Source organism: Kocuria rhizosphaericola, from assembly GCF_044462205.1.
Classification (GTDB): domain Bacteria; phylum Actinomycetota; class Actinomycetes; order Actinomycetales; family Micrococcaceae; genus Kocuria; species Kocuria rhizosphaericola.
Map to the genome: position 1 here is coordinate 1 of NZ_JBISWK010000095.1, position 22998 is coordinate 22998.

The 22998-nt window shown below is 73.5% G+C and carries 23 protein-coding genes; 5 read left to right on the top strand and 18 right to left on the bottom strand.

The genetic code is table 11. The features are described 5' to 3' along the window. Positions 1-150 precede the first annotated feature (150 nt). Positions 151-1233, top strand: a complete 1083-nt coding sequence (locus tag ACH9D2_RS10000; RefSeq protein WP_396362061.1) for an IS110 family RNA-guided transposase — start codon at positions 151-153, stop codon at positions 1231-1233. Here ACH9D2_RS10000 and ACH9D2_RS10005 read toward each other — a convergent pair. Next, complete coding sequence (locus tag ACH9D2_RS10005) at positions 1220-1414, bottom strand: hypothetical protein (protein ID WP_396362689.1); 195 nt, start codon at positions 1412-1414, stop codon at positions 1220-1222. The genes ACH9D2_RS10000 and ACH9D2_RS10005 overlap by 14 nt on opposite strands. A 155-nt stretch (positions 1415-1569) precedes the next feature. Between ACH9D2_RS10005 and ACH9D2_RS10010 the strand changes: the two genes are divergently transcribed. Continuing rightward, on the top strand, positions 1570-2553 hold the full coding sequence (locus tag ACH9D2_RS10010) for a zinc ribbon domain-containing protein (protein WP_396362690.1): 984 nt from the start codon (positions 1570-1572) through the stop codon (positions 2551-2553). A 99-nt stretch (positions 2554-2652) separates the two neighbouring features. On the opposite strand, the gene ACH9D2_RS10015 is transcribed toward ACH9D2_RS10010, so the two are convergent. The 14 genes from ACH9D2_RS10015 to ACH9D2_RS10080 all read right to left on the bottom strand — a co-directional run bounded on the left by ACH9D2_RS10015 (position 2653) and on the right by ACH9D2_RS10080 (position 17346). Continuing rightward, complete coding sequence (locus ACH9D2_RS10015) at positions 2653-4545, bottom strand: thioredoxin-like domain-containing protein (RefSeq protein ID WP_396362691.1); 1893 nt, start codon at positions 4543-4545, stop codon at positions 2653-2655. An 82-nt stretch (positions 4546-4627) separates the two neighbouring features. Next, entirely contained in the window at positions 4628-6778 is a 2151-nt protein-coding gene (locus tag ACH9D2_RS10020; protein ID WP_396362692.1) for a cytochrome c oxidase assembly protein, read from the bottom strand. Positions 6779-6886: 108 nt separating this feature from the next. Further along, positions 6887-8137, bottom strand: a complete 1251-nt coding sequence (locus ACH9D2_RS10025) for a Dyp-type peroxidase (RefSeq protein ID WP_396362693.1) — start codon at positions 8135-8137, stop codon at positions 6887-6889. 10 nt (positions 8138-8147) lie between these two features. Continuing rightward, the gene (locus tag ACH9D2_RS10030; protein WP_396362694.1) at positions 8148-8840 is read right to left on the bottom strand and encodes a copper chaperone PCu(A)C; all 693 of its coding nucleotides are present in this window, start codon (positions 8838-8840) and stop codon (positions 8148-8150) included. A gap of 130 nt (positions 8841-8970) precedes the next feature. Next, positions 8971-9531 carry a copper resistance protein CopC gene (locus ACH9D2_RS10035; RefSeq protein ID WP_396362695.1) on the bottom strand — a complete coding sequence of 187 codons (561 nt, stop codon included), beginning with the start codon at positions 9529-9531 and terminating at the stop codon, positions 8971-8973. A 121-nt stretch (positions 9532-9652) separates the two neighbouring features. Continuing rightward, positions 9653-10318 (bottom strand): hypothetical protein, encoded by a 666-nt coding sequence (locus ACH9D2_RS10040; RefSeq protein ID WP_396362696.1) that lies wholly within the window; start codon positions 10316-10318, stop codon positions 9653-9655. A gap of 237 nt (positions 10319-10555) precedes the next feature. Beyond that, a complete protein-coding gene (locus tag ACH9D2_RS10045) occupies positions 10556-10840 on the bottom strand; it encodes an HU family DNA-binding protein (protein WP_031282576.1) in 285 nt (94 codons plus the stop codon). A 73-nt stretch (positions 10841-10913) separates the two neighbouring features. Then, on the bottom strand, positions 10914-11219 hold the full coding sequence (gene rpsN, locus ACH9D2_RS10050) for a 30S ribosomal protein S14 (protein WP_017832641.1): 306 nt from the start codon (positions 11217-11219) through the stop codon (positions 10914-10916). 4 nt (positions 11220-11223) lie between these two features. After that, complete coding sequence (gene rpmG, locus ACH9D2_RS10055; protein WP_017832642.1) at positions 11224-11391, bottom strand: 50S ribosomal protein L33; 168 nt, start codon at positions 11389-11391, stop codon at positions 11224-11226. 1 nt (position 11392) lies between these two features. After that, entirely contained in the window at positions 11393-11629 is a 237-nt protein-coding gene (gene rpmB / locus ACH9D2_RS10060; protein ID WP_047804470.1) for a 50S ribosomal protein L28, read from the bottom strand. A gap of 361 nt (positions 11630-11990) precedes the next feature. Further along, entirely contained in the window at positions 11991-12866 is an 876-nt protein-coding gene (locus ACH9D2_RS10065) for an SGNH/GDSL hydrolase family protein (RefSeq protein WP_396362697.1), read from the bottom strand. Positions 12867-12933: 67 nt separating this feature from the next. Next, positions 12934-15144 carry a 4-alpha-glucanotransferase gene (malQ, locus tag ACH9D2_RS10070; RefSeq protein ID WP_396362698.1) on the bottom strand — a complete coding sequence of 737 codons (2211 nt, stop codon included), beginning with the start codon at positions 15142-15144 and terminating at the stop codon, positions 12934-12936. Positions 15145-15202: 58 nt separating this feature from the next. Further along, the gene (locus ACH9D2_RS10075; RefSeq protein ID WP_396362699.1) at positions 15203-16249 is read right to left on the bottom strand and encodes an NAD(P)-dependent alcohol dehydrogenase; all 1047 of its coding nucleotides are present in this window, start codon (positions 16247-16249) and stop codon (positions 15203-15205) included. Positions 16250-16356: 107 nt separating this feature from the next. Then, positions 16357-17346: an MsnO8 family LLM class oxidoreductase gene (locus tag ACH9D2_RS10080; RefSeq protein WP_396362700.1), complete on the bottom strand. Its 990-nt coding sequence runs from the start codon at positions 17344-17346 to the stop codon at positions 16357-16359. A gap of 145 nt (positions 17347-17491) precedes the next feature. On the opposite strand from ACH9D2_RS10080, the gene ACH9D2_RS10085 reads away from it, so the two are divergent. After that, entirely contained in the window at positions 17492-18208 is a 717-nt protein-coding gene (locus tag ACH9D2_RS10085; protein ID WP_396362701.1) for an HAD family hydrolase, read from the top strand. Between the two features lie 18 nt (positions 18209-18226). On the opposite strand, the gene ACH9D2_RS10090 is transcribed toward ACH9D2_RS10085, so the two are convergent. Both ACH9D2_RS10090 and ACH9D2_RS10095 read right to left on the bottom strand, forming a co-directional pair. Continuing rightward, positions 18227-19072 (bottom strand): aldolase/citrate lyase family protein, encoded by an 846-nt coding sequence (locus ACH9D2_RS10090; RefSeq protein ID WP_396362702.1) that lies wholly within the window; start codon positions 19070-19072, stop codon positions 18227-18229. A gap of 123 nt (positions 19073-19195) precedes the next feature. Further along, positions 19196-20272 (bottom strand): glutathione S-transferase C-terminal domain-containing protein, encoded by a 1077-nt coding sequence (locus ACH9D2_RS10095; protein WP_396362703.1) that lies wholly within the window; start codon positions 20270-20272, stop codon positions 19196-19198. Positions 20273-20463: 191 nt separating this feature from the next. Between ACH9D2_RS10095 and ACH9D2_RS10100 the strand changes: the two genes are divergently transcribed. Next, positions 20464-21171 (top strand): hypothetical protein, encoded by a 708-nt coding sequence (locus ACH9D2_RS10100; protein ID WP_396362704.1) that lies wholly within the window; start codon positions 20464-20466, stop codon positions 21169-21171. A gap of 59 nt (positions 21172-21230) precedes the next feature. After that, positions 21231-21713, top strand: coding sequence for a MarR family winged helix-turn-helix transcriptional regulator (locus ACH9D2_RS10105; RefSeq protein ID WP_396362705.1), 483 nt, complete (start codon positions 21231-21233; stop codon positions 21711-21713). 409 nt (positions 21714-22122) lie between these two features. Here ACH9D2_RS10105 and catA read toward each other — a convergent pair. Next, the coding region (gene catA, locus ACH9D2_RS10110) for a catechol 1,2-dioxygenase (RefSeq protein ID WP_396362706.1) at positions 22123-22998 on the bottom strand (876 nt) is incomplete at its 5' end.

Here is a 22998-nt window from a genome sequence, read left to right on the forward strand (position 1 = left end):
GGGAGCACCTCCGGCGAGGCCCATCGGTCTCGCCGGGACCACGTGACCCAAGAAGGGCCTGACGGGAATCCGTCTCATTACTGTCGTGTCCGGGTGTCTGGTTCGGCCGAGGGCAACCAACTGTTGCTGCTTGGCCCCAGGAGGCCCGCGATGAAAGATCCCACCAGCTCCTCGTCCCCGGTCGTGATCGGCGGGGTCGACACCCACAAGGACCTGCACATGGCCGCGGTGGTCGATACCTGCGACACCGTCATCGCCACCCAGGCGTTCTCCACCACCCGGGCCGGCTACCGGTCCCTGCTGCGCTGGATGCGCTCCTACGGGGACATCGCCCGGATCGGGGTGGAGTGCTCCGGCTCCTACGGTGCCGGGCTGCTGCGCCACCTCGAGAACGCTGGGATCGAGGTCCTGGAAGTCACCACCGGTGACCGCGCCGACCGGCGCCGGCGCGGCAAGGACGACACCATCGACGCGCAGAACGCCGCCCATGCCGCCTTCGCCCGCCGGCGCACCGTGACCCCTCGGGCACGCGATGGGATGGTCGAGTCCCTGCGCGTGCTCAAGGTCGCCCGCAAGTCCGCCATCCACGCCCGGCGCACCGCCCTGCAGTTGATCCAGATGCAGATCGTCTCCGCCCCGGACGAGCTGCGTGACCAGTTGCGCAACCTCACTCGGATGCAGCTGATCCGCACCCTGGCCGCCTGGCGACCGGACGCTACCGGGTTCCGGGATCCCGTAGTGGCCACACGGATCGCGCTGAAGTCCATGGCCCGGCGCTACCTGGAACTCCACGACGAGATCGCCGACCTCGAGCAGCTCATGCACGCCCTGGTCGAGGAGCTCGCCCCGGACCTGCTCACCCGCCCGGGCATCGGCTACGAGGCCGCGGCACAGCTGCTGATCACCGCCGGGGACAACCCCGACCGGCTCACCAGCGAGGCCTCTTTCGCCATGCTCTGCGGGGTGGCACCGTTGCCGGCGTCCTCGGGCAAGACCACCCGGCACCGACTCAACCGGGGCGGGGACCGCTCCGCCAACAGCGCCCTGCACATGATTGCGGTCGTGCGCTGGCGCCTGGACCCGGTGACGAAGGCCTACGTGGCCCGGAAGAAGGCCGAGGGCCACTCCAACCCCGAGATCCTCAGGTGCCTCAAGCGCTACATCGCCCGAGAGGTGTACTACCTCCTGCGCAACCAACAACGCCAAGCCGGACAAACCCTCATCGCCGCTTGACACATAGAAGGGCGTCACCGGGGGCCGGCCGCCGTGCCCAGAGGAACAGCACGAGCAACGCGGTCAGCAGCAGCGGGCCCAGGCAGGAGCGCAGACGCCGGCCGTAGGAGCCCAGCCGGGGACGCAGCACGGCACGGACGGGACCGTACTTCTCGGGGACCTGCCGGACGGAGTCGGCCATGGGGAGTCAGCTCCAGACGTGGACGGGGACGGGCACGAGCACGAGGAAGGGGTGCGGCACGTAGCGTACCGGGCCGGGAGGACGTGTGCCTTCCGGACGGTCCCGGACGGCCCGGTGCCCGCGCGGGCCGGGAGCCGATCGGTTAGCGTGATCGGATGGAGTCCAACGTCCGCGTGCTGAAGGCCCTCGGGGCCTGGCTGTTCCTCGTCCTGCTCGGCGTGGCGGCCGCCGCCGTCACCATCGCCCTCGTCAACAAGTACATGTACGGCCCGGAGACGGACGTGCGGGCGTACTTCGAGGACCTGCGGGACGGGGACGGGGGCGAGGCCCTGGGGCTGCTCAACGCCCGCGTCCCGGACGCCAACGCGGCGATGCTCGACGGCGACCCGTTGGAGGCCTCGGCCGAGAACCTCGAGGACCTCGAGGTCTCCACCGTCTCGGACGACGGCGAGCGGGCTGTGGTGCGCGCGGACTACACCCTCGACGGCGAGCGGCACAGCTCCGAGTTCGCCCTGCACCCCGTGGACACGCAGTGGGGCTTCTTCACCGTGTGGGCGTTCGACGAGACGCCCCTGCCCACGGTCTCGATCAGCCTGCCGGGGGCGACCTCGGTGGACGTGAACGGCATGTCCGTGGCCCTGCCGGGGTCCTCCGGGGAGTTCTCGGCGTTCTTCCCGGGCGTCTACACGGCCTCCTACACGTCCGAGCTCGTGGCGGCCGATCCGGTGCGCGCCGTGCTGACCGCCCCGGGCCAGCAGGCGGAGATCGTCCTGGAGGCCAGGCCGACCGAGACCCTGGAGCGAGAGGTGGACCGGCAGCTGAAGGAGCACCTCGACGGCTGCGCCGAGCAGAGCACCCTCTTCCCGTCCGGCTGCCCGTTCTCCTTCGAGTTCGACGGGCGGGTGGCCGGGGACGTGGAGTGGACGATCGAGTCCTATCCGGACCCGGAGATCGTCGTGGGCGCCAAGGGCGGCGGGGGCTGGGGCCTGGAGCCCGCGCGGGGCACCGCGCGGATCGCGTTCGACTCCCTCGACCTGTTCACCGGGGACGTCGAACGGCTCGAGCGGACCGTGCCGTTCGAGGTCGCCGCCGACCTCGCCATCGACGACTCGACGGTGCGGGTCACCCCGCGCGGCTGAGCCCGGCGCGGGGCGCCGCGCCCTCGGCCCCCGTTCGGCCGGCCCGGTCCGCCCCGCTCAGGCGATCCCGCTCGGGCGATCCCGCTCGGCTGACCCCGCTCAGTTGACGCCGCGCAGGTCCAGGACCAGCTCGGACTCCCCCTCCTCGTCCAGCACGAAGGGGATGCCCCAGTCCTGCTGGTAGAGGTGGCACGCGGCGTGGTCGGGGATCTCCCCGCCCGGCTCGCCGTCGCACGCCGCGGCGCGCGCGGTGATGTGCAGGACGCCCTCGGTGACGCCGTCCGCCAGCACGAGCCGCCGGCGCAGGCCCTGGGCCGTGCCCGCGCCCTCGACGAGCACCTCCCCGGGCGAGGACGAGATCTTCAGCTGGGTCGGGTCGCCCCACCGGTCGTCGAGCTTCTGCCCGGTCGGCGCCGCGAAGCGCACGTCGATCGCGAGCGCGCCCGGGGCGAGCTTCGTGCGCGCGCGCTGGGTCCGCGACGCCCCCTCGTCGACGCGCTGGGCGGCGGCGGGGATCGGCACGCGCACCAGGCGGTGGGCGTTGGCCTCCACGACGACGAGCAGCGGCTCCTCCCCCGAGACGTCCAGCAGCACGTCGGAGGGCTCGGCCAGGCCGCGGGCCAGGGTGGCCACCTGACCGGTCCGGGGGTCGTAGTGGCGCACGGCGCCGTTGTAGGTGTCGGCCACCGCGACCGACCCGTCGGGCAACTGGGCCACACCGAGGCAGTGCTGCAGGCGCGCCTGGCCTGCGTCGCCGTCGCGGAAGCCGAAGTCGAACAGCCCCTCGCCCACGGCGGTCTCGACGGCGACGGCCCCGTCGTCGTCGAACCGGAGCACGCGCAGGGCGGAGGTCTCCGAGTCGGCGACCCACACGTTGCCCGCGGAGTCCTCCGCGAGCCCGGAGGACTGCGCGAACCACGCCTCGGCGGCGGTTCCGTCCAGGAGCCCCTCGTCCCCCGTGCCGGCGAGCACGGCGAGCCGTCCGTTCCGCGGGTCGAATGAGAACAGCTGGTGGGTGCCCGCCATGGCCACCACGAGCCGGTCGGCCCGGGCCGACCAGACGACGTCCCACGGGGAGGAGAGGGCCACGTCCAGCGGGTCGGCGTCCGGGTCGATGTGGTTCGGCTCCACCCCGCGGGCGCGCTCCTCGTCGAGCAGCCGCTGGACGCCGCTGCCGGCCACCGTGCGCACCTCCCCCGTGGTGAGGTCCACGCCGCGGAGCCGGTGGTTGACGGAGTCGGCCACGACCACGTCGTAGCCGGTCGCCGCGCGCACCTCCTCGGGCAGCAGCGCGAGCCCCTGGGGCTCGGTGAAGCGCGCGGTCCCGGGGTCCCCGTCCGCGTGGCCCTTCCCCGCGCCGATCACCCGCCGGACGGTCTCGAGGTCGTTGTCGAGCTGGACGAGGCGGTGGTGACCCGTGTCGGAGACGAGGAACGATCCGTCCGGCAGCGGCAGCACCTTGCCCGGGAACCGGAGGTCCCCCTCGGGGGCGGGGCGCGGCACGTACGGCCCGTCGCCGCGGTGCAGGGTGCCCCGGGCCTCGTGCTCGGCCACGAGTTCCTCCACCAGGGGGACGAGGCCCTGGACGTGCCCCTCCCCCGAGAGGTGCGCCACGATGTAGCCCTCCGGGTCCACGACCACGAGCGTGGGCCAGGCCCGGGCCGTGTACGCGTCCCACGTGGTCAGCTCGGGGTCGTCGAGCACGGGGTGGTGGACCTCGTAGCGGTCCACGGCGGCCGCGAGCGCGTCCGGGTCGGCCTCGTGCTCGAACTTCGGGGAGTGCACGCCCACGGTGACGAGGACGTCGGAGAAGCGCTCCTCGAGGGGGCGCAGCTCCTCGAGCACGTGCAGGCAGTTGATGCAGCAGAAGGACCAGAAGTCCAGGACCACGACCTTGCCGCGCAGCGCGGCCAGGTCGAGGTCCTTGCTGCCGGTGTTGAGCCAGGCGCGGCCCTGCAGCTCGGAGGCGCGGACGCGGGAGGTGAGGCGCATGGGTGGGGATCCTTTCGGGGCGGGACGGGTCGGAGCCGGGTGGGTCGGAGCGGTGCGGGAGGTGGGGCGTGCGGCCGGGGGCTCAGCGCCGGGCAGCGCGGTCGTCGCGCTCGGCGAGCCCGGCCATCATCTCGTTGTAGGCCTTGAGCTCGGCGTCGTCCGTGCGGTCCGCCTTGCGGTCTGAACGGCGGTTCTCCTTCGTGCCTTCGACCGCCCACATGATCGCGACGACGACGGCGACGACGACGGTGGGGAACTCGCCGATCCCCCACATGAGGGCCCCGCCGAGCTGCTGGTCCTCGATCGCCGTGCGCCCCCAGTCCCGGCCGGTGTTCCCGAACCAGGAGGCCTGCAGCAGGGTGTCGGAGCCCATGAGGGCCACCCCCACGAAGGCGTGGTAGACCATCGTGGCCAGCAGCAGGACGAGCCGCATCATGTAGCCGGGTCGGTACGGGATCGGGTCCACGCCGATCAGCACGAGCATGAACAGGTACCCCGTGATCAGGAAGTGCACGACCATGAACACGTGTCCCACGTGGTAGTGCAGCGTGAAGTGGAACAGCGGGGTGAAGTAGAAGACCACGATCGAGGCGGCGAAGTTCACGGCCGCGAAGATCGGGTGGGTCACGACCCTGCCGAACCCGGAGTGCACGAGGCGCAGGATCCACTCGCGGGGCCCGCGGGTGCCGTCCGGGCGGGACTCCAGGGCCTTGAGCAGCAGGGTGACCGGCGCGCCCAGGACCAGGAAGATCGGCACCACCATGGTCAGCGCCATGTGCTCCACCATGTGCGCCGAGAACAGCACCCGGCCGTAGACGGCGAACCCGCCCGAGGTGATGTAGAACAGCACCCCGAGCCCGGTGAGCCACGAGAGGGTGCGCAGCACGGACCAGGAGTCCCGGCGCCGGCGCACGCGCACGAAGGCCCACAGGTAGACGACCGCGAGGAACACGCAGACCGCGAGCCACAGCCAGTCGATGCGCCACGTGGTGAACCACGAGGCCGCGGTGGGCTCGGGCGGCAGCTCGTACCAGGTGAGGATCAGCGCCGGGGAGGCGTCCGGGGCCAGTTCCTCGGGCACCGGCGGGGCCGTCCGGGACAGGGCCACCGCGACGCCCATGACGGCGCCCATCACCAGCAGCTCGCCCAGCACCAGCTGCCACACGGCGCGGCGGGCCGTGAGCCGGCCGGCCTCGAGCGCGGGGACCAGCCACCGGCGGTGGGCGAGGCCCGCGAGGCCCAGGCCCAGCGTCAGGACGGCCTTGACGAGCACGAGCCACCCGTAGCCGCTGAAGAGCTGCTCCCACGAGCCGATGCGCACGGCCGCGTTGACCGTGCCGGAGAGGAGCACGAGGAAGAAGGCGCCGAGGGCGACCGCGGAGAACCTGCGCAGGACCACCGCGGCGATCGGCACGCGCCGCCGCGCCCCGGCCGACGGGCGGCCCCGGGCTGCGCCCTCGGGCAGCATGCCGGTGCCGGCGTCCGGGGCGCTCAGCTGCGGCGAGAGCCAGGCCAGCACCACGAGTCCTCCCGTCCACAGCCCCACGCCCAGCAGGTGCAGGCCCAGCGAGTTGACGGCGCCCATGTGGTCGTTGCCGCCGGCGGAGTGCCCGTTGAGGGCCATCGCGACGAGGGCCGCGCAGGACAGGGCCAGGGTCAGCAGCAGCCCGAGCAGGGCCCGGACGCCGAAGACCAGGGTGGTCACGACGGCGGCCACCACGACGATCGCCGCCTGGGCCTGTCCTGTGGGGATGTCCGTGGCGTAGTGCAGCAGCTGCTGGGTGTAGGTCCCGTCCCCGCCCACGGGCACGCCCGCGACGTCGGAGTAGGACAGCACGAGCACGGCCACGGAGGCCACGGTCCAGACCACGGCCGCGGCCTCGGCGAGGCGCATCGTGGTGCTGAAGAGCGGGTGCTCGGGCGCCGGGGCCCGGTCGCCCCGGCGGCGCTCGTCACGGGTGGTCGGCACGACGCCCACCGCGAACAGCAGGGCCCCCATGACCACCACCAGCGCGCCGATGTGCACGAGCTCCGCGGTGGGCAGCCCCCAGCGGACCAGCGCCCCGGGGTCCGCCGCGAGCCGTGCCGCGCCCGAGCCGGTCCACAGCATGGCCAGGACGAGCGCCGTGAGGGCCACGACGGGCGCTGCCGCGAGCCACCAGGGGTCGATCCCCCGGCCGCCCGGCCGGGTGGCGGTGCCGTGGTCGGCGCGCTCGGCCGTCCTCGAACTCATGGTCAGTCTCCTTCATCCGCCCCACGACGACGGGGCGGCTTGTCTCCATTGTCCCCCTCCGCGCGCACCGGGCCGTGCGGGTGTGCCGGAGCCCACACGGGCGGGCCTTCAGCCCTCGAAGAGCACGTCCCCCACGAATCCCCCCTCGGTGCAGCCCGGCGGGACGGCGAAGACCGCGGACCCGACGGGCGTGGTCCAGGCGTTGAGCATGTCGAGCTCGTCGAGCCGGCGCTGGATCGGGACGAACTGGCGGTCGACGTCCGAGCAGTAGGCCGCGAAGACCATGCCCGCGTCGCTGATCCCTCCGGCCGTCGCGCCCCGGCCCCACGAGCCCGAGGCGTCCGCGACGGGCAGGTCGTAGTTGTAGACGCGCCGGTGGATCCGCTCCAGGGGATCCTCCGAGCGGGAGCGGCGCACGTGGGCGTAGTCCGCGATGACGGGGAAGCCCAGCGGTCCCCGCGCCTCGAGGTCCGGCTCGTCGGGCTCGGCGCCGCCCGTCAGCGGGGCGCCGTCGCTCAGGCGACGCCCCACGGCGTCCTCGCGCGCCGGCGTGTCCGCCTCGTCCCAGGTGTCCAGGTTCATGGCGATCCGGCGGACGACCAGGGCCGTGCCGTCCCGGATCCACGGCACGAAGCCGTCTCGGCCGTGGACCACCCGCTCGAACTCCGCGCTGCCAACCCGGGGGTTCACGGTGCCGTCCACCTGGCCGAAGAGGTTGCGCATGCTCTGCCCGTCCGGCACCGAGCCCACGGTGTGCCGGAACCCGTTCTGCACCCACCGCACGGCGGCGAAGGAGCGGGAGGCCTTGAGCAGCACCCGCTGGGCGTGCGAGACGGTGAGCCGGTCGTCGGCGCAGATCTGCAGCAGCAGGTCGCCGTCGCTCCACCGCTCCTCGAGCCGGTCGACCGAGAACGCCGGCAGGGGCCGCAGCCAGGCCGGCGCACGGTCCGGGGCGACCAGTCCGAGCAGCCGCGGCCCGAAGCCGAAAGTGACCGTGAGCCGGGCCGGGTTCGCGGCGAGCCACGGTTCCTGGTCGGCGACCGGCGCCCGGCCCCGGGCCAGGGCGGCGGCGTCCTCGGAGAGCACCCTCAGCAGGCGCCGCACCGCGTCCCGGCTGGTGTCCCGGTGGAGGTCCAGCGCCACGAACGCGGCGAACGCCTGCGGCGCGGTCGCCACCCCCGCCTGCCGGGGGCCGTGGAAGGGCTCCGCGCTCCGGCCGTGCCCCTGCGCCGGCTGCTGGGGATCCTCCAGTGGCGCCGGCACGAGCGCCCCCGCCCGGCGGGCCGACTCCAGACCCAGGGCCGAGGCGGCGCCGACACCGGCGGCACCGCCCGCCACGAGCAGGCGCCGCCGGTCCACGCCTCGGGCCTCACCCACGGCAGGCCGGCGAGTCCGCCGCGGGTCTGGTGCCGGAGGACGGGCCTGCGCCGTCCCCGGTCGCGTGGCCCTCACCGGCAGTACCACTGTGGCCCTCGCCGTGGCCGGGGTCGTACTCCTCCTGCGCGCCGGCGTAGTCGCGGACGGCGGCCGCGACCGTCTGCTCGGATCCGTCCTCGAAGCGCAGGACGAGCTCGAGCTCGTCCCCGGCGCGGAGGTCGCACCGCAGGTCCAGGAGCATGATGTGGTCCGCGCCGGGCCCGAGGGGGTAGGACTCCCCCGGTGCGATGCTGACCGGGTCCTGCATCCGCTGCATGACCGTGCTGCCGGTGTCGGGGTCGAGCACGGTCTCGTGCAGCTCGACCGCCCCGGCGACGCCCTCGGCGGCCGCGCCGGTGAGCACGACCGGGGCGTCGCCCTCGTTGACGAGGGTGCCGAAGACCCCGGTCATGGCTCCGGCGGTGCCCGCCTTCGCCCAGGGCCGCTCCACGGTGAGCGGCTCCGGCGCGGAGGCGCCGCCGGTGTCGTGCGATGAGGGGCCGCCGGGGGCGGACGTGGACGCGGCGGCCGGTGCGGTCTCCTGGGCGGAGGACGCGCACCCGGTCAGGGCGACGGCGCCGAGGACGAGGACAGTGGTGGTGCGCAGCAGCGCGGTGGGCACGGAAACGGGCACGGAGATGGGCATGGGAGCTCCTGGGAGTGCGTGGAAGAGGGTGCGCGAGGGCGGTCACGGGGCGCGGCGGGCGCGCGGCGGCGGCCGGTGGATCCGGTCGGCGGGTCCGACCGGTGTGGGCCCGGGACGGTTCCCGGGCGGTTCAGCTCTGGCGGCGTCGGCGGGAGACGAGGCTCACCAGGCCGAGCACGCCGAGGGCCACGGCCCCGCCGACGACGGCGACGACCCAGAGCGGGACGTCCCCGGACGTGGCGCGGTCCGCGACGTCCTGGGCGCTCTCGGCGGAGTCCTCCGGCGGGGCGCTCGGGTCGGCAGTGGGCTCGTCGCCGGAGCCGACGTCGTACGTGAAGGTCCCCTCGATGGGGTGCCCGTCACTCGAGACGACGCGCCAGACCACGCGGTAGGTCTCGTCCTCCGTCCCGGACCCGGCCAGCGGCTGGACCACCCGGTTGCCCTCGGGCTCGAGCGGGCCCTCCGTGACGGAGCGTCCCTCGGAGTCGGTGACCAGGACCTGGTGGCCGATGTCCATGACCTCCCCGGAGAAGGTGAGCTCGAGCTCCTCCGGCGCGGTGGCGAGGACCGAGCCGGGCTCCGGCGAGACGGCGGTGAGCTCGTCGTGCGCGGAGGCGGGCAGGAGGGGCAGGGCGGTGAGAGCACCCGCGGCCAGCAGGGTCGCGGTGCGTCGGGTGGTGGGCGTGGGCATGAGGTCTCCTCGTGGGCCGGGCGGCGGTGGGCCGGGGCCGCCGGGCCGGGTCGGCCGGGCGGCGTGCACGGGCCGTCGGACGTCCCGCCGGGGCCCGGGTGGCGCGCCGCGGCCGGCCGGCTCAGCCGGCGGGCAGCGCGGCGGGTCCCGGGGAGAGGACCGGCAGCAGAGGTCGACGGCGGGCGCGCGGCGGCCCGCGGTGGGAGCGCACCGGGCGCAGCAGCGCCTGGTCGGTCAGCACGTGCGGGCGCCCGGCCCGCACGGCCCGTGGCCGGCCGACGACCACGGGAGCGGACTGGGCCTGCCGCCACCGGCGCACGCGCAGCCGGAGCGCCTCCAGCAGGACCACGCCCGCGACCTCTCCGTGGCGCATGAGCACGTAGGCGGCCAGCGCGGCCAGCACGTGGGAGGCGAGCATGACGGCCCCACCGTGCTCGGCGTGGGACTGGACCTCCAGGACGAGGGCGGGTCCGGTGCCGAGCGAGGCGGCGGAACCGTGCTGAGCGGCGTGGTGGGTGGCGTGGGCCACCGTGCTGACACCGCCGGCGCCCGCGAACCCGGCGTGCAGGACGGACTGGCTGAGCAGCACGCCCAGCAGCAGGGAGGACCGGGAGAGCACGCGGCCGGCCAGGGCCATGCACAGCGGCCCGGACAGGGCGAGGGACAGGAGCACGAGCACAGCCGGCGGGGCCTGCCCACCGGCGGCCGCGTGGGAGAGGACGGCCGCGGAGGTGGCGATGGCCGCTCCGGACCAGCCGCGGACGAGGCGCCGTGCACGTGGGCTCACGCCTCCACCTCCCCTCCGATCGCCGGCCGCTCGGCCCGGTGCCCCCATTATGCGCGCCGCTCCCGGCGCCGGGCCAATTCCGGCGCCGGGCCGGTCGCCGCACCGCAGCGGTCGCGTCCGGGGGCGTGGTGCCGCCGGGGCGACCGCTCCGGTACGCCGAAGGGGCGGCCCCCGTGCGGGGGCCGCCCCTTTGGGCGAAGCCGTGGGACGGGGTCCGGAGCGGACCCGCGGGTGTCCTTACTTCTTGGACACGGCCGCCTTGAGCTTGGAACCAGCGGTCAGCTTGACGCCGTGGCCGGCCGGGATCTCGATGGTCTCGCCGGTCTGCGGGTTGCGGCCCGTGCGGGCGGCACGGTCGGTGCGCTCGACGGCCAGCCAGCCCGGGATGGTGATCTTCTCACCGGCGGAGACGGACTCCTCGAAGACCTGGAACATCGCGTCCAGGACGCCGTTGACGGCGGCGTTGGTGGTACCGGCCTTCTCGGCGACCTCTGCAACGAGTTCACTGCGGTTCTTAGCCATGTTCATGTCCTCCTGGACTTGGGGTCGTGGGGAAGCGCGGCACGGGGGACCGATCGCGCTCCTGCGTCAGAAGTTACCAGCTGGACTTGGTGATGCCGGGCAGTTCGCCGCGGTGAGCCATGTCGCGGAAACGGACGCGGGAGATGCCGAACTTCTGGAGGGTGCCGCGGGGGCGGCCGTCGATCTGGTCCCGGTTGCGCAGCCGGACCGGGGAGGCGTCGCGGGGCAGCTTCTGCAGACCCAGACGGGCCTCCTCGCGGGCCTCGTCGGTGGCGTTCTCGTCGACGAGGGTCTTCTTGAGCTCGGCACGCTTCGCGGCGTAGCGCTCGACGACGACCTTGCGCTGCTCGTTCTTGGCGATCTTGGACTTCTTGGCCATGGATTCAGCGCTCCTCGCGGAAATCGACGTGCTTGCGGACGACCGGGTCGTACTTCTTGAGCACCATGCGGTCCGGGTCGTTGCGGCGGTTCTTGCGGGTCACGTAGGTGAAACCGGTGCCGGCGGTGGACTTCAGCTTGATGATGGGACGAACGTCCTTGTCCTTGGCCATGCTAGATCTTCTCCCCACGTGCGATCATGTCGGTCACGACGGCGTCGATGCCGCGGGCGTCGATGACCTTGATGCCCTTGGCGCTGACGTTGAGCGTCACGCTGCGGCGCAGCGACGGGACCCAGTACCGCTTCTTCTGGATGTTCGGGTCGAACCGGCGCTTGGTACGGCGGTGCGAGTGCGAAATGCTGTGCCCAAAGCCCGGCTGAGCTCCGGTCACCTGGCAGTGCGCTGCCATAGTGTTCTCCTCCAATGTTGACGAAATGACGGCACGCAGTGCGTGCCGCAGTTGATCACTCAGCTGCGGCAACGGGCGTCCCGCCACCTTCAGAATTGCCACCGTTCGCCAACCGGGCCCTCTCGTAAGACCCGCGGCCGGAACCGGCGAAGGCCTCGCCACGATGAAGACGGTGAAGATCAAGGTGCCGGAAGGTGGACTCCACCACACGACAGCCTTGAAGTCTAGGCCCGGACGGACTTCCCCGCAACCTGACGTCGGGTGTGACCAGCTTCGGGTCAGTCTACCGGCTCCCCGGACCCCCGCAAACCGGGGGACTCCCCGACCAGCCGCGACGGGGCGGGCTCCGGACCGGGCGAGCTCACGCGCGGACCTCCTCGGCGGGGGCCGCCGCCCCGTCGCGGGGGACGGGACCGGCGGGGAGCACCGGACGCGGGAGCAGCGTCGTGTACCCGGGGTGGCGGGCGGTGACCGTGTCCCCGGAGGAGGTCCCGCGCAGCCGCCGCCCGATCCAGGGCAGCAGGTACTCGCGGGCCCAGAGGAGGTCCTCCTTGAGCACGCCCGGGCTCGCGGTGACCGGCAGCCGGTCCGTGGGCGGCAGCTCCAGGGCGTGGTCCACGCCCAGCAGCTCGAGCACCCGGGCGGCCACGTGGGTGTGCCCCGCGGTCGACATGTGCAGCCGGTCCACGGCCCAGTAGCGCCAGTCCTGCAGGGTGCGCATCCGCCAGTAGTCGAGGACCAGGCACCCGTGCCGGTCGGCGATCTCCCGGACGTGCTCGTTGTAGAGCGCCTGCCGGGGGCGTGTCCAGGACGTGGGGGCGTCCCGGCCGGGATCGAAGGCGGTGAACAGCACCACCTGGGCGCCGGAGGCCCGCAGCCGGGCGACCGCCTGCTCGTAGACCCCCATGAGCGCGTCCACGTCCGCCCGGGGGCGCAGCAGGTCGTTGCCGCCGGCGTAGAGGCTCACCAGGGTGGGCTCCAGGGCCAGGCACGCCTCCAGTTGCTCCGCCACGATCCCGCGGAGCAGCCGCCCCCGGACCGCGAGGTTCGCGTAGCGGGTGTCCGGGTGGGCCGCGGTCAGCTGCTCGGCCACGAGGTCGGCCCAGCCGCGCACCCCGTTGGGGCGGGCGGGGTCGGGGTCGCCCACGCCCTCGGTCATGGAGTCGCCGAGGGCCACGTAGCGGATGGGCGGTGCGAGCGGCACGGCGGCCGGGCGGGGCGTCGTCGGCTCCGTCATGCGGGGTGCTCTCCGTTCGAGGCAGGGGCAGGGGCAGGGTGGTGCGCGCGGGGTCGCAGGGCTCCGGTCAGGGCGCCGTGCGGTCGGTGTGCTGGGGCTGCGCGGGCTCCCCGACCGGCCGGAAGCGGGACCTGTTGCCGAGCGCCTCGTTGACCGCGCGCACCAGGGAGTTCGCGCGGTCGTTGTCCGGCAGCCGCTCGAGCAGCACCGGGTTGCCCGCGTGGTCGGCCAGGGGGACGCGCCAGTTGGGGTACTCGTCGTTCGTGCCCGGCTGGTTCTGCATCCGGCGTTCGCCGACGGCGTCCACGAGGGAGACGTTGAACAGCAGGGCCGGGGACTGCGCGAGGTAGCGGTGCAGCGCCTCGACCAGGCCCTGCTCGTCCGTGCTGTCCCCGTCGGGGAGGAGCCCGTCCGCTGCCACGGCCGCGAAGAACGTGTCGAGCTGCCGGCGGGCCTCGGCCCGCTCCTCCTCGACGGGCCGCGCCAGCAGGCCGAGCTCCTGGCGCACGTCCACCTGCACGCCCTCCAGGAAGCCCGCGGTGGGCGGGAAGTCGTGGGTGCTGACCGAGGCCATGCTCAGCTCCCGATAACGCTCCGGCGGGAGCGGCTCGTCACCGTCCATCTCGAACCACAGGATCGACGTCCCCAGCACGCCGCGCTCCGCGAGGTACTCCCGCACCCACGGTTCGAGGGTGCCGAGGTCCTCCCCGACCACCACCGCCCCGGCGAGCTCCGCCTCGAGCGCGAGGATGCCGACCATCGCCTCGTGGTCGTAGTAGACGTAGGCGCCCTCCGAGGCCTCCTGGCCGTCCGGGATCCACCACAGCCGGAACAGGCCCAGGACGTGGTCCACCCGGATGCCGCCGGCGTGCCGGAAGATCGTGCGCAGCATGTCCCGCCAGGGCAGGTAGCCCGCCTCGGCGAGGAGTTCGGGGTGCCACGGGGGCTGGGACCAGTTCTGGCCCTTCTGGTTGTACATGTCCGCGGGCGCGCCCACGCTGACGCCGGAGGCCAGCACGTCCTGGAGCGTCCACGCGTCGGCGCCCTGCTTGTGCACGCCCACGGCGAGGTCGTGGATCACGCCGATGTCCATCCCGGCCAGGTGCGCCGCGCGCTGGGCGGCCTCGAGCTGCTCGTCCAGCAGCCACTGCATCCACACGTGGAAGTCGATCCGGCGGGACAGCCGGGTCCGCGCCTCCACCGCGTACGGGGCGTCCGGGCTCGCCGCGACGTCGTCCCACTCGGGGGCGTCCTCGCCGAGCTCCTCCCGCAGCGCGCACCAGAGGCCGAAGTCCTGCAGACCCTGCCCGCCCTCGGCCACGAACCGGCGCAGCTGCTGCTGGCGGTGCGGGGAGCGGCGGACGGTGAACAGCAGCTCGAGGCTCTTCAGCTTGGCCGCGTAGGCCTTGTCCCGGTCGATGGTGCTGGTGTCGAGGTTGTCCTTGCGCTGGATCGCGGCCAGCGTGTTGACCACCTCGAGGTCGGCCGGGCGCAGGTAGGCGTACTCGGGGACCTCGGCGATGCGCAGGTAGAGGGGGTTGAAGAAGCGGCGGCTGGTCGGCAGGTACGGCGAGGGCTCCACCGGCGGGGCGGGCTCGGCGGCGTGCAGCGGGTTGACCAGCAGGTAGTCAGCCCCCTGCTCCCCCGAGATCGCGGCGAGGCTCGCGAGGTCCGAGACGTCGCCCACGCCCCACGACCGCCCGGAGGTCACCGAGTAGATCTGCGCCATGTAGCCCCAGCGGTGCCGGCCGTGCAGCCGGTCGGTGCTGGACAGGTGCCGCGGGGTCACCGCCAGCGGTGTCCTGACCGCGCGCCCGCCGTCGACCTCGGGGCACTCGGCGCGGACCTCGTACCAGCCCACGGCGAGGCCCTCGGGCACCTCGAAGGTGGCCTGGCCGACGAGGACGCCGTCCACGTCGCGCGGGGAGCGCCAGTTGTCGACCTGGGGGGCCGTGGTCCGGGCGCCGTCCTCCGCCACGAGGGTCACACGCACCGTGGCCCCGTGCGGGACGTGCGCCGCGAAGCGGGTGCGCTCCCCCGCGACGGCGACGACGACCGGCGGCAGGACCCGCCGCCAGGGCGCCAGCTCCCGCTGGGCGAGGCACGCCTCGATCGCGGCCTCGTCGGCGGCGTCCGCGCCCAGCGCGTCGAGCACGGCGCGCAGCGTCGGCTCCGGGACCTCCCGCTCCTGTCCGTCGAACCCGGAGTAGGTCGTGGAGACCCGGTAGGCCTCGGCGAGCCGGCGCAGCGCGCCGTCGGTGGTGGTGGTGTCGGCCATGGCCCCCACTCTATCCATCACCGCCGCCGGAGCCGCAGGCTGCTGACGGTCCGCGCGGCTACGCCAGGGTGCGGGCGACGTCGATGACGAAGCGGTACCGCACGTCCGAGGCGACCACCCGGTCGTAGGCGGCGTCGACGTCGTCGGCGCCGATCAGCTCGATCTCGGACTCCACGCCGTGCTCCGCGCAGAAGTCGAGCATCTCCTGGGTCTGCGGTATCCCCCCGACCATCGACCCCGTGAGCACTCGCTGGCGTGCGGCGAGAGCCATGGGACGCACGCTGTACGGCTCGGTGGGCAGGCCCACGGAGCACAGCACGCCGTCGACCCGCAGCAGGGAGAGGTACTTCTCGACGGGCAGGTCCGCGGAGACGGTGTTGAGGATCAGGTCGAAGCGGCCCTTGTTGCGCTCGAAGGTCTCGGGGTCCTTCGTGGCCCAGTAGTCCGTCGCGCCGAACGCCAGGCCGTCCTCCTGCTTGGAGAGGCTCTGGCTCAGGACGGTGACCTCGGCGCCCATGGCCGCGGCGATCTTCACCGCGACGTGACCGAGCCCGCCCATGCCCAGGACGGCGACCCGCCGGCCGGGCCCGGCGCCCCAGCGCCTGAACGGGGCGTAGGTGGTGATCCCTGCGCACAGCAGCGGGGCGGCCCGGGCGGGATCCAGGGCCTCGGGGACGCGCAGCACGAAGCGCTCGTCGACCACGATCGCGCCGCTGTAGCCGCCCTTCGTGACGGCGCCGTCGGCCTGGGGCGTGTTGTAGGTGGCCGTCACGCCCTCCGTGCAGAACTGCTCCTGCCCGTCGGTGCAGTGCTCGCACCGGCCGCAGGAGTCGACGAAGCAGCCGACGCCCACCGTGTCGCCCGGCGCGAAGCCGGTCACGTCCTCCCCGACGGCGCTGACCCGGCCGACGATCTCGTGCCCCGGGGTGCTGGGGAAGTGCGTGCCGCCCCACTCGTCGCGCGCGACGTGGATGTCGGAGTGGCAGATGCCGGCGAAGTGGATCTCGATCTCGACGTCGCTCGGGCCCGCCGGGCGGCGCTCGATCGTGGTGCGGCGGAAGCCGGAGTCGGCGGAGGCGGCCTCGAGGGCGGGGACGGTGGTCATGTGGTGCTCCTGTCGTGGTGCGGAGGTCTCGGGGTGGGGGTCGTGCGCGGGGAGGTCGTGCGCACGGAGGTCCTGCGGTCGGGACGGGCGGCGCGGGGCCGCCCCGCTCACCATGCGCGGGCGACGAGCTCGTAGGACCGGGCGCGCACCTCGGGGTCGTGGGCGTAGCTGTTGAGCATCAGCTCGTCGGCCCGGGTGAGCTCCACGATCTGCTCGAGGTCGGCGACCACCCGCTCGGGCGTGCCGACCGCCGAGACGGCGAGGTGCTCCTGCACCATGCCTGCCTCCGCCGCGGTGAGCTCGACGCGCTCGACGGGGGGCTGGAGCGGACGGCGGTCGTTGCGGGCGATCCCGCGCACCAGCAGCTGGTGGGTGGTGAACTGGTGCCGCGCCTCCTCGTCGGTGTCGGCGGCGAGGACGTTCGCCGCGACCATCACGTGCGGGCGCTCGATGGTGGCGGTCGGGGCGTGCGCGTCGAAGCGCTGACGGTACAGGGCGGTGGCGTCCATGATCATGGCCGGGGCGAAGTGGGAGGCGAACGCGTAGGGCAGGCCGAGCCGGGCGGCGACCTCCGCACCGCCCGTCGAGGAGCCCAGGATCCACAGGGGAACGTCCGTCCCCCGGGCCACGGACGCCCGGACGACCTCCTGCTCCTGGCCGCCGAACAGGCGCACCAGACGGCGCACGTCGGCCTCGAAGCTGTCGTGGCCGGCGTGGCCCCGCCGCAGCTCGAGGGCGGTGCGCATGTCGGTGCCCGGAGCCCGGCCCAGGCCGAGCTCCACACGGCCGGGATAGAGGTTGGCGAGCGTGCCGAAGGCCTCGGCCACGGTCAGCGGCACGTGGTTGGGCAGCATGATCCCGCCGGAGCCCACGCGGAGGCGCTCTGTGGCGGCGAGCGCCTGACCGATGAGCACCGCCGTGGCGGAGGACGCGAACGCCTCCGTGTTGTGGTGCTCGGCGTACCACAGGCGCCGGTAGCCGGACGCGTCGAGCCTGCGGGCGAGGTCCACCGCCTCGCGGAGGGCGTCCGCGGTGGAGCGGCCCTCCGACAGGGGCACGAGGTCGAGGGCGGAGAGCGGGACGCGGGACGTGGGCAAGGGCGGGCTTCTTCCGTCGGGGATGGCGCGAAGGGGTTCGGTGGCGGCAACACCCCGGGACGGACTCCTTATTCCGGGCCTCCCCCGGACGTTGCCCTGCTCACACCCCCGCCGCGAGCCCGTCCCGGTGGGGCACCATGGAGGCATGACGCTTTCCCCTGCTCCCACGCCGTCGCTGCCCACGTCCGCCTCCGAGCTGCCGGCACCCGCTCCCGGATGGGCCCCGGCGTGCGTGGTGTTCGACTGCGACGGCATCCTCATGGACACGGAGGCGAACTGGGCCCGGGTCCAGCGCATCGTCTCCGAGAGCTACGGGCTCGAGTACACCGAGGCCCTGCAGCGCCGGATGATGGGCTGGTCCGCGGCGGACGTCGCCACGGCGATCGCCGATGCCGCGCAGGCCGACCGCGCCGCGGTCCACGCCGACGTGCTGCGCACCGAGGAGGAGACGCTGACCGGTCACATCGTCCCTCTGCCGGGCGCGCTCGAGACGGTGCGCGCGTTCGCCGAGCGGGTGCCCGTGGCCGTGGCCAGCAACTCCACGAGCACGATCCTCGGCGTGAAGCTGGAGCAGGCCGGCTTCGCCCCCCACCTCAGCACGTGGGTCTCCTCGGAGGACGTGCCCCGCGGCAAGCCGGCCCCGGACATCTACGCCGAGGCCGTGCGGCGCCTGGGCTTCGCCCCGGGCGAGGCGCTGGCCGTGGAGGACTCCGTGGTGGGCGCGAGCTCGGCCGTGGCGGCGGGACTGGTGGTCGTGGCCGTGCCGTCCGTCCCGGACGGGGACCCGGTGCCCGCCCACCACCGGGCGACGGCGCTGACGGACCCCGCCTTCCGGGAGCTCATGGCCCGCTGGCTGGGCTGAGGGCGGCGACCGGGGCGCTCAGCGGTTCCAGAGACCGTAGGTCTGCGCCAGGTCGGAGACCTTGCGGGCCCGGGCCAGGCGCGGAAGGTAGCTGCCGTCGCCCACGACGTGCCCGGAGTCGTGCTGCGTGATGAGCTCGCGCGCCCAGGTGATCTCCTGCTCGCTCGGGGCGAGGTTGCGGTTGATCCCGTCCGTCTGCTGCGGGTCCAGGCACAGCTTGCCCGTCATGCCCATGGACTGCGTCACGGCGCACGCCTCGGCGAGCCCCTCCTCCGAGGCGCCCAGGGTCGGCCCGTCGATGGGACCGGGCAGCTCCCCCACCCGGGAGGCCACGACGAGGCTCGAGCGCGCGAACGCCAGCGCCATGGGGTCGGCGCTGACCCCGGTGTCCCGGCGGAAGTCACCGACCCCGAAGGCGAGCCGGAACACCCCGGGGGCGCGCGCGATGTCGTTGGCGTTCATGATCCCCACGGCCGACTCGATCAGCGCCACGACCGGGGTGCCGGCCGGGGCCATCATGGCCGTCTTGGTGATGTGGTCGGGGTGCTCGGTCTTGGCCAGCATGATCCCGCGCAGGTGGCCGACCCTGCTGAGAGCGGCGAGGTCCTGCTCCCAGTACGGGGTCGTGATGTCGTTGATCCGCACCCAGGCGCTCGCACCGGCCTCGAAGGCCTCCACGACGTTCCGGCGCGCCTGGTCCTTGCCCTCGGCAGGAATGGCGTCCTCGATGTCGAACACGACGGAGTCCGCCTCGGAGGCCAGCGCCGCGGGGAAGACGGAGGGGTCGGCGGCCGAGGTGAGCAGCCACGAGCGGGACAGGCGGGCGGGCAGCGCGGCGGCGCGCTGGTTGCGGTAGGGGGCCACGGGAAGGTCCTTTCCGAGAAGGGAGCGGCGGGGACGGGAGGCCCCTGGGGCGCCCGTCCCCGCAGACGGGCCCGGGCCGTAGGAGCTGTCCAGTCTAGGCGGCGCACCGACCCCGCGGAACGCTCAGACGGCCAGGGGCGTGTGACGTCGGTCAACCCGCTCCTCCGGCCGGACGGGACCCGGCGCGGTCCCCGCCCCGAAGGGCGAACCGCCGAGGGCCTCCCTGCCGTGCGCGGACACCCAGTTGCCCAGGTCCGGGCCCACGGGCACGATCCGGGACGGGTTGATGTCCTCGTGGACCACGAAGTAGTGCTGCTTGATCTGCTCGAAGTCCACGGTGTCGCCGAAACCGGGGGTCTGGAAGAGGTCCCGGGCGTAGCCCCACAGGTGGGGCATCTCGGTGAGCTTGTTGCGCGAGCACTTGAAGTGCGAGTGGTAGACCGGGTCGAAGCGCACCAGGGTGGTGAACAGCCGCACGTCCGCCTCGGTGATGTGCTCACCCATGAGGTAGCGGCGGGTGGCGAGGCGGTCCTCGAGCCAGTCCATGGCGGCCCACAGCCGCTCGTAGGCCTTCTCGTAAGCCTGCTGGGAGCCGGCGAAGCCGCACCGGTAGACCCCGTTGTTGACCTCGGTGTAGACGCGCTGCATGACCTCGCGCATCTCGTCCTCGAGCTCGGCGGGCCAGAGATCGGGCGCTCCCTCGCGGTGGAAGGCGCCCCACTCCTTGGCGAGGTCCTCCGTGATCCGGGGGAAGTCGTTGGTCACGACCTTGCCGCTCGCGATCTCCACGACCGCCGGCACGGTGATCCCCCGCGGGTAGTCGGGGTAGCGGGCGAAGTACGCCTGCTGGAGCCGCTCGATGCCCAGCTCCGGGTCCCTGCCGTCCGGATCGAGGTCGAACGTCCAGGAGCGCACGTCGTGGACGGGCCCGGGCAGCCCCACCGACAGGACGTCCTCGAGCCCCAGGAGCCGTCGCACGATGAGGGTGCGGTTGGCCCAGGGACAGGCCCGTGCGGCGACGAGGCGGTAGCGGCCCGCCTCGACGGGCCAGGCCTGGGCCCCCTCGGGCACGTCGGCGCGCGCCGGGTCGTGGACGATCCGGTCCTCGATGTAGGCGGTGTCCCGGGTGAACTCCTCGCCGGGACGCACGTAGGCGCCGGCGGTGCTGTGCTCGGACCGCTGGGGGCTGCGCTGTGACATGGTGGCTCCTCGAGGTGCTGCTGGACGGTGCGCCCCCGGCCGGGACTGCGGTCGGGGGCGGGACGGCCGCACCTCCCGCCCTCATTTTTGATGATATGTCAATCACAGTAGGGGCGCCAGGGGGGGTCGCGTCGGGGGTGAGGTCTACAGTAGAGGCGTCCAGCACCCTCCCACCACGGAACAGCCCGCTCATGAGCACCCATGGCAACGAGCCCGAGTACGGGCAGCGCCTTCCCCCGCAGCACGCCCCGCCCGGGGGCCCGCCCGGGGCGGGGCGCGGGTCCACGGCCTCCCCGCGGGCCGCCCGGCGGATGGCGCGCGGACTCTCCTTCACCTTCGTGATGCTGGGTCTGCTGATCGGCGGCGGGCTCACCGCCCTGGGCAGCGCGTGGGGCTGGGCGGCCGGAGCGCTGCTCGTCCTGCCCGGCCTCGTGGGGTTCGCCGTGGTCCAGGGCCAGTTGCACCCGGCCCTCCGGGACGCCTCGGTGCCCCCGCTGCGGAGCCGCTCGAGGCTGTGGCTCGTCCCTTCCGCCCTGCTGCTTCTGGGGGCCCTCCTCCTCGCGGGGGTCCTCGGGGTCCAGTCCGCACTGGCGGGCACCGCGCGCGCGCACCTGGTCGACGAGTACGTCAGCGTCCTGGTCGTCTCGGGCATGACGCTGGTGGTCGCCGCTGGCCTGGGCTTCGCCCTCGTGGCCATGGCCTCGTTCACCCCGGTCGACGACGACGACTCCCCGCTGCGCCCCACCGGCTACGCCGAGGGCCTCCGGCGGCCCGCGCGCGAACCCCGGGACCACTACGACTCGGACTGGATCCACCGCCGCCGGCCGCGGTACGGCCGCGGTGCCGGCGACCACCCCGACCCGCGGGGCACCGCGTCCGAGGACGAGCCGGAGCGTTGACGTTTGTTGACGCGTCAATATATACTGGGATCTTTCCCGCCCCACGAGAGGACTGCCGCATGAACCACCCGGAGACCGGCGAGGTCAACTGGCTGTCGGACGAGGAGCAGCGCGTCTGGCGCAGCTTCCTGGCCCTGAGCCGCGGCATGCAGACCGCGGTGGACCGCCAGCTGTCCCGGGACAGCGCACTGTCCGGTTCCGAGTACGAGGTCCTCGTCCTGCTGTCGGAGAGCGGCACCGGGGTGATCCGCTCCCGCGACCTCCTCCACGAGCTCGGCTGGGAGCGCAGCCGCCTGTCCCACCTGCTCTCCCGCATGGCCCGGCGCGGACTCCTCGAGCGGCTGCCGTGCGACAGCGACGCGCGCGGTCTCGACGTGCGGATCACCCCGGAGGGACGACGGACCATCGAGGCCTCCGCTCCCGGCCATCTCGAGCTGGTGCGGGCGGCGCTCATCGACCACCTGACCCGGGAGGAGATGGACGCACTGCTCTCCGTCTCCGGCAAGGTGGTCCCCCGGCTCGAGGAACTGGGGCTGTGCTGACGCCGGGCTCCTGACCAGCCCCGGTCCGGGACGGACCCCGGACAGGGGACAGGCCCTGCCGCATGGGGGGATCGGCAGGGCCTGTCGGGCATCCCGATCGGGGGAATGGGACGCCAGTCGTCGGCAGGAACCATCCGGAGGCAGATGGGGGGATCACCTCCGGGCCATCGCCGACGACAGATTTACCTTAGACCCAGTGATCTGCATGAGCAAGACGACTGTGCGTTTTTTGTCCGCGACGTCCCCCACGGTGGAAATCGCTCCGCCGGGGAGGTCGTACGGGCGCTCCCCGCCATGCCCCGGGCGCCGGTTGCCGGTTGCTCCTCCGTGAACGCGAACGCCCCCGCCGGCCTCGGCCGACGGGGGCGTTCGCGATGCCCCGCGAGCGTCGCGCCCGCGGGGTGGCGTCCTACTTGGTCTGGCCCTCCTTGGCGAGGACGTAGTCGTAGACGACCTCTTCACCCGCCCCGCCGTCGGTGCGCGGGGCCGGGTCCAGCATCAGCTCGGCCTTGACCGCCGAGGCGATGTCGTCCTCGTTGTGCGGGTCCCCCGGGAAGTACAGCTGCTGGGTGACCAGCTGGTACCCGGGTGCGGAGACCTTGATGTGGATGTGCGCCGGGCGCCAGGCGTGCCAGCCGGCCGCGGCGATCAGCTGCCCGCAGGCCCCGTCGGTGGGGATCTGGTACGGGGCCGGGCGCTTGGTGTTGATCTCGAAGTAGCCGTTCTCGTCGGCCTTCACGGTGGCCCGGAACAGCCACTCGGGCAGCTCAGGGGCGTACTGGGAGTAGAAGCCGTCGGCGTCGGCGTGCCAGATCTCCACCTGGGCGTCCTGGATCGGGTTGCCGTCGGTGTCGGTGAACCGGCCCTTGAACAGCAGCGGGGTGCCGGGCTCGTCCTCGCGCATCTGAAGGGTCGCCGGGGTGGGCAGCTCCGGGGCGCCGGGCACGTAGTAGGGGCCCTCGATGGTGCCCACGGCTCCGGGGCGCTCCTTGGAGTTGACGTCCTCGATGGTGTGCTCCAGCCACACGTCCAGGAACAGCGGCCACTCCCCGTCGGTGCCGACCTTGATCAGCCAGGCCTTCAGGGCGTGGTACTCCTCGTAGGTGACCTCGTGCTCGATCGCGATGTCGTTGATCGCCTTGATCGCCGCACCGGCCAGCAGGGACACCCGCTCCTGGGGCACCTCCAGCTTCGCCAGCTTGCCCGAGGCGGTGAACCGCTCGGTCGCCTTGGACCCGGCCTCGACCGCGGTGCCCTCGTTTGCCTTGCGCGTTGCCGCGTCGGT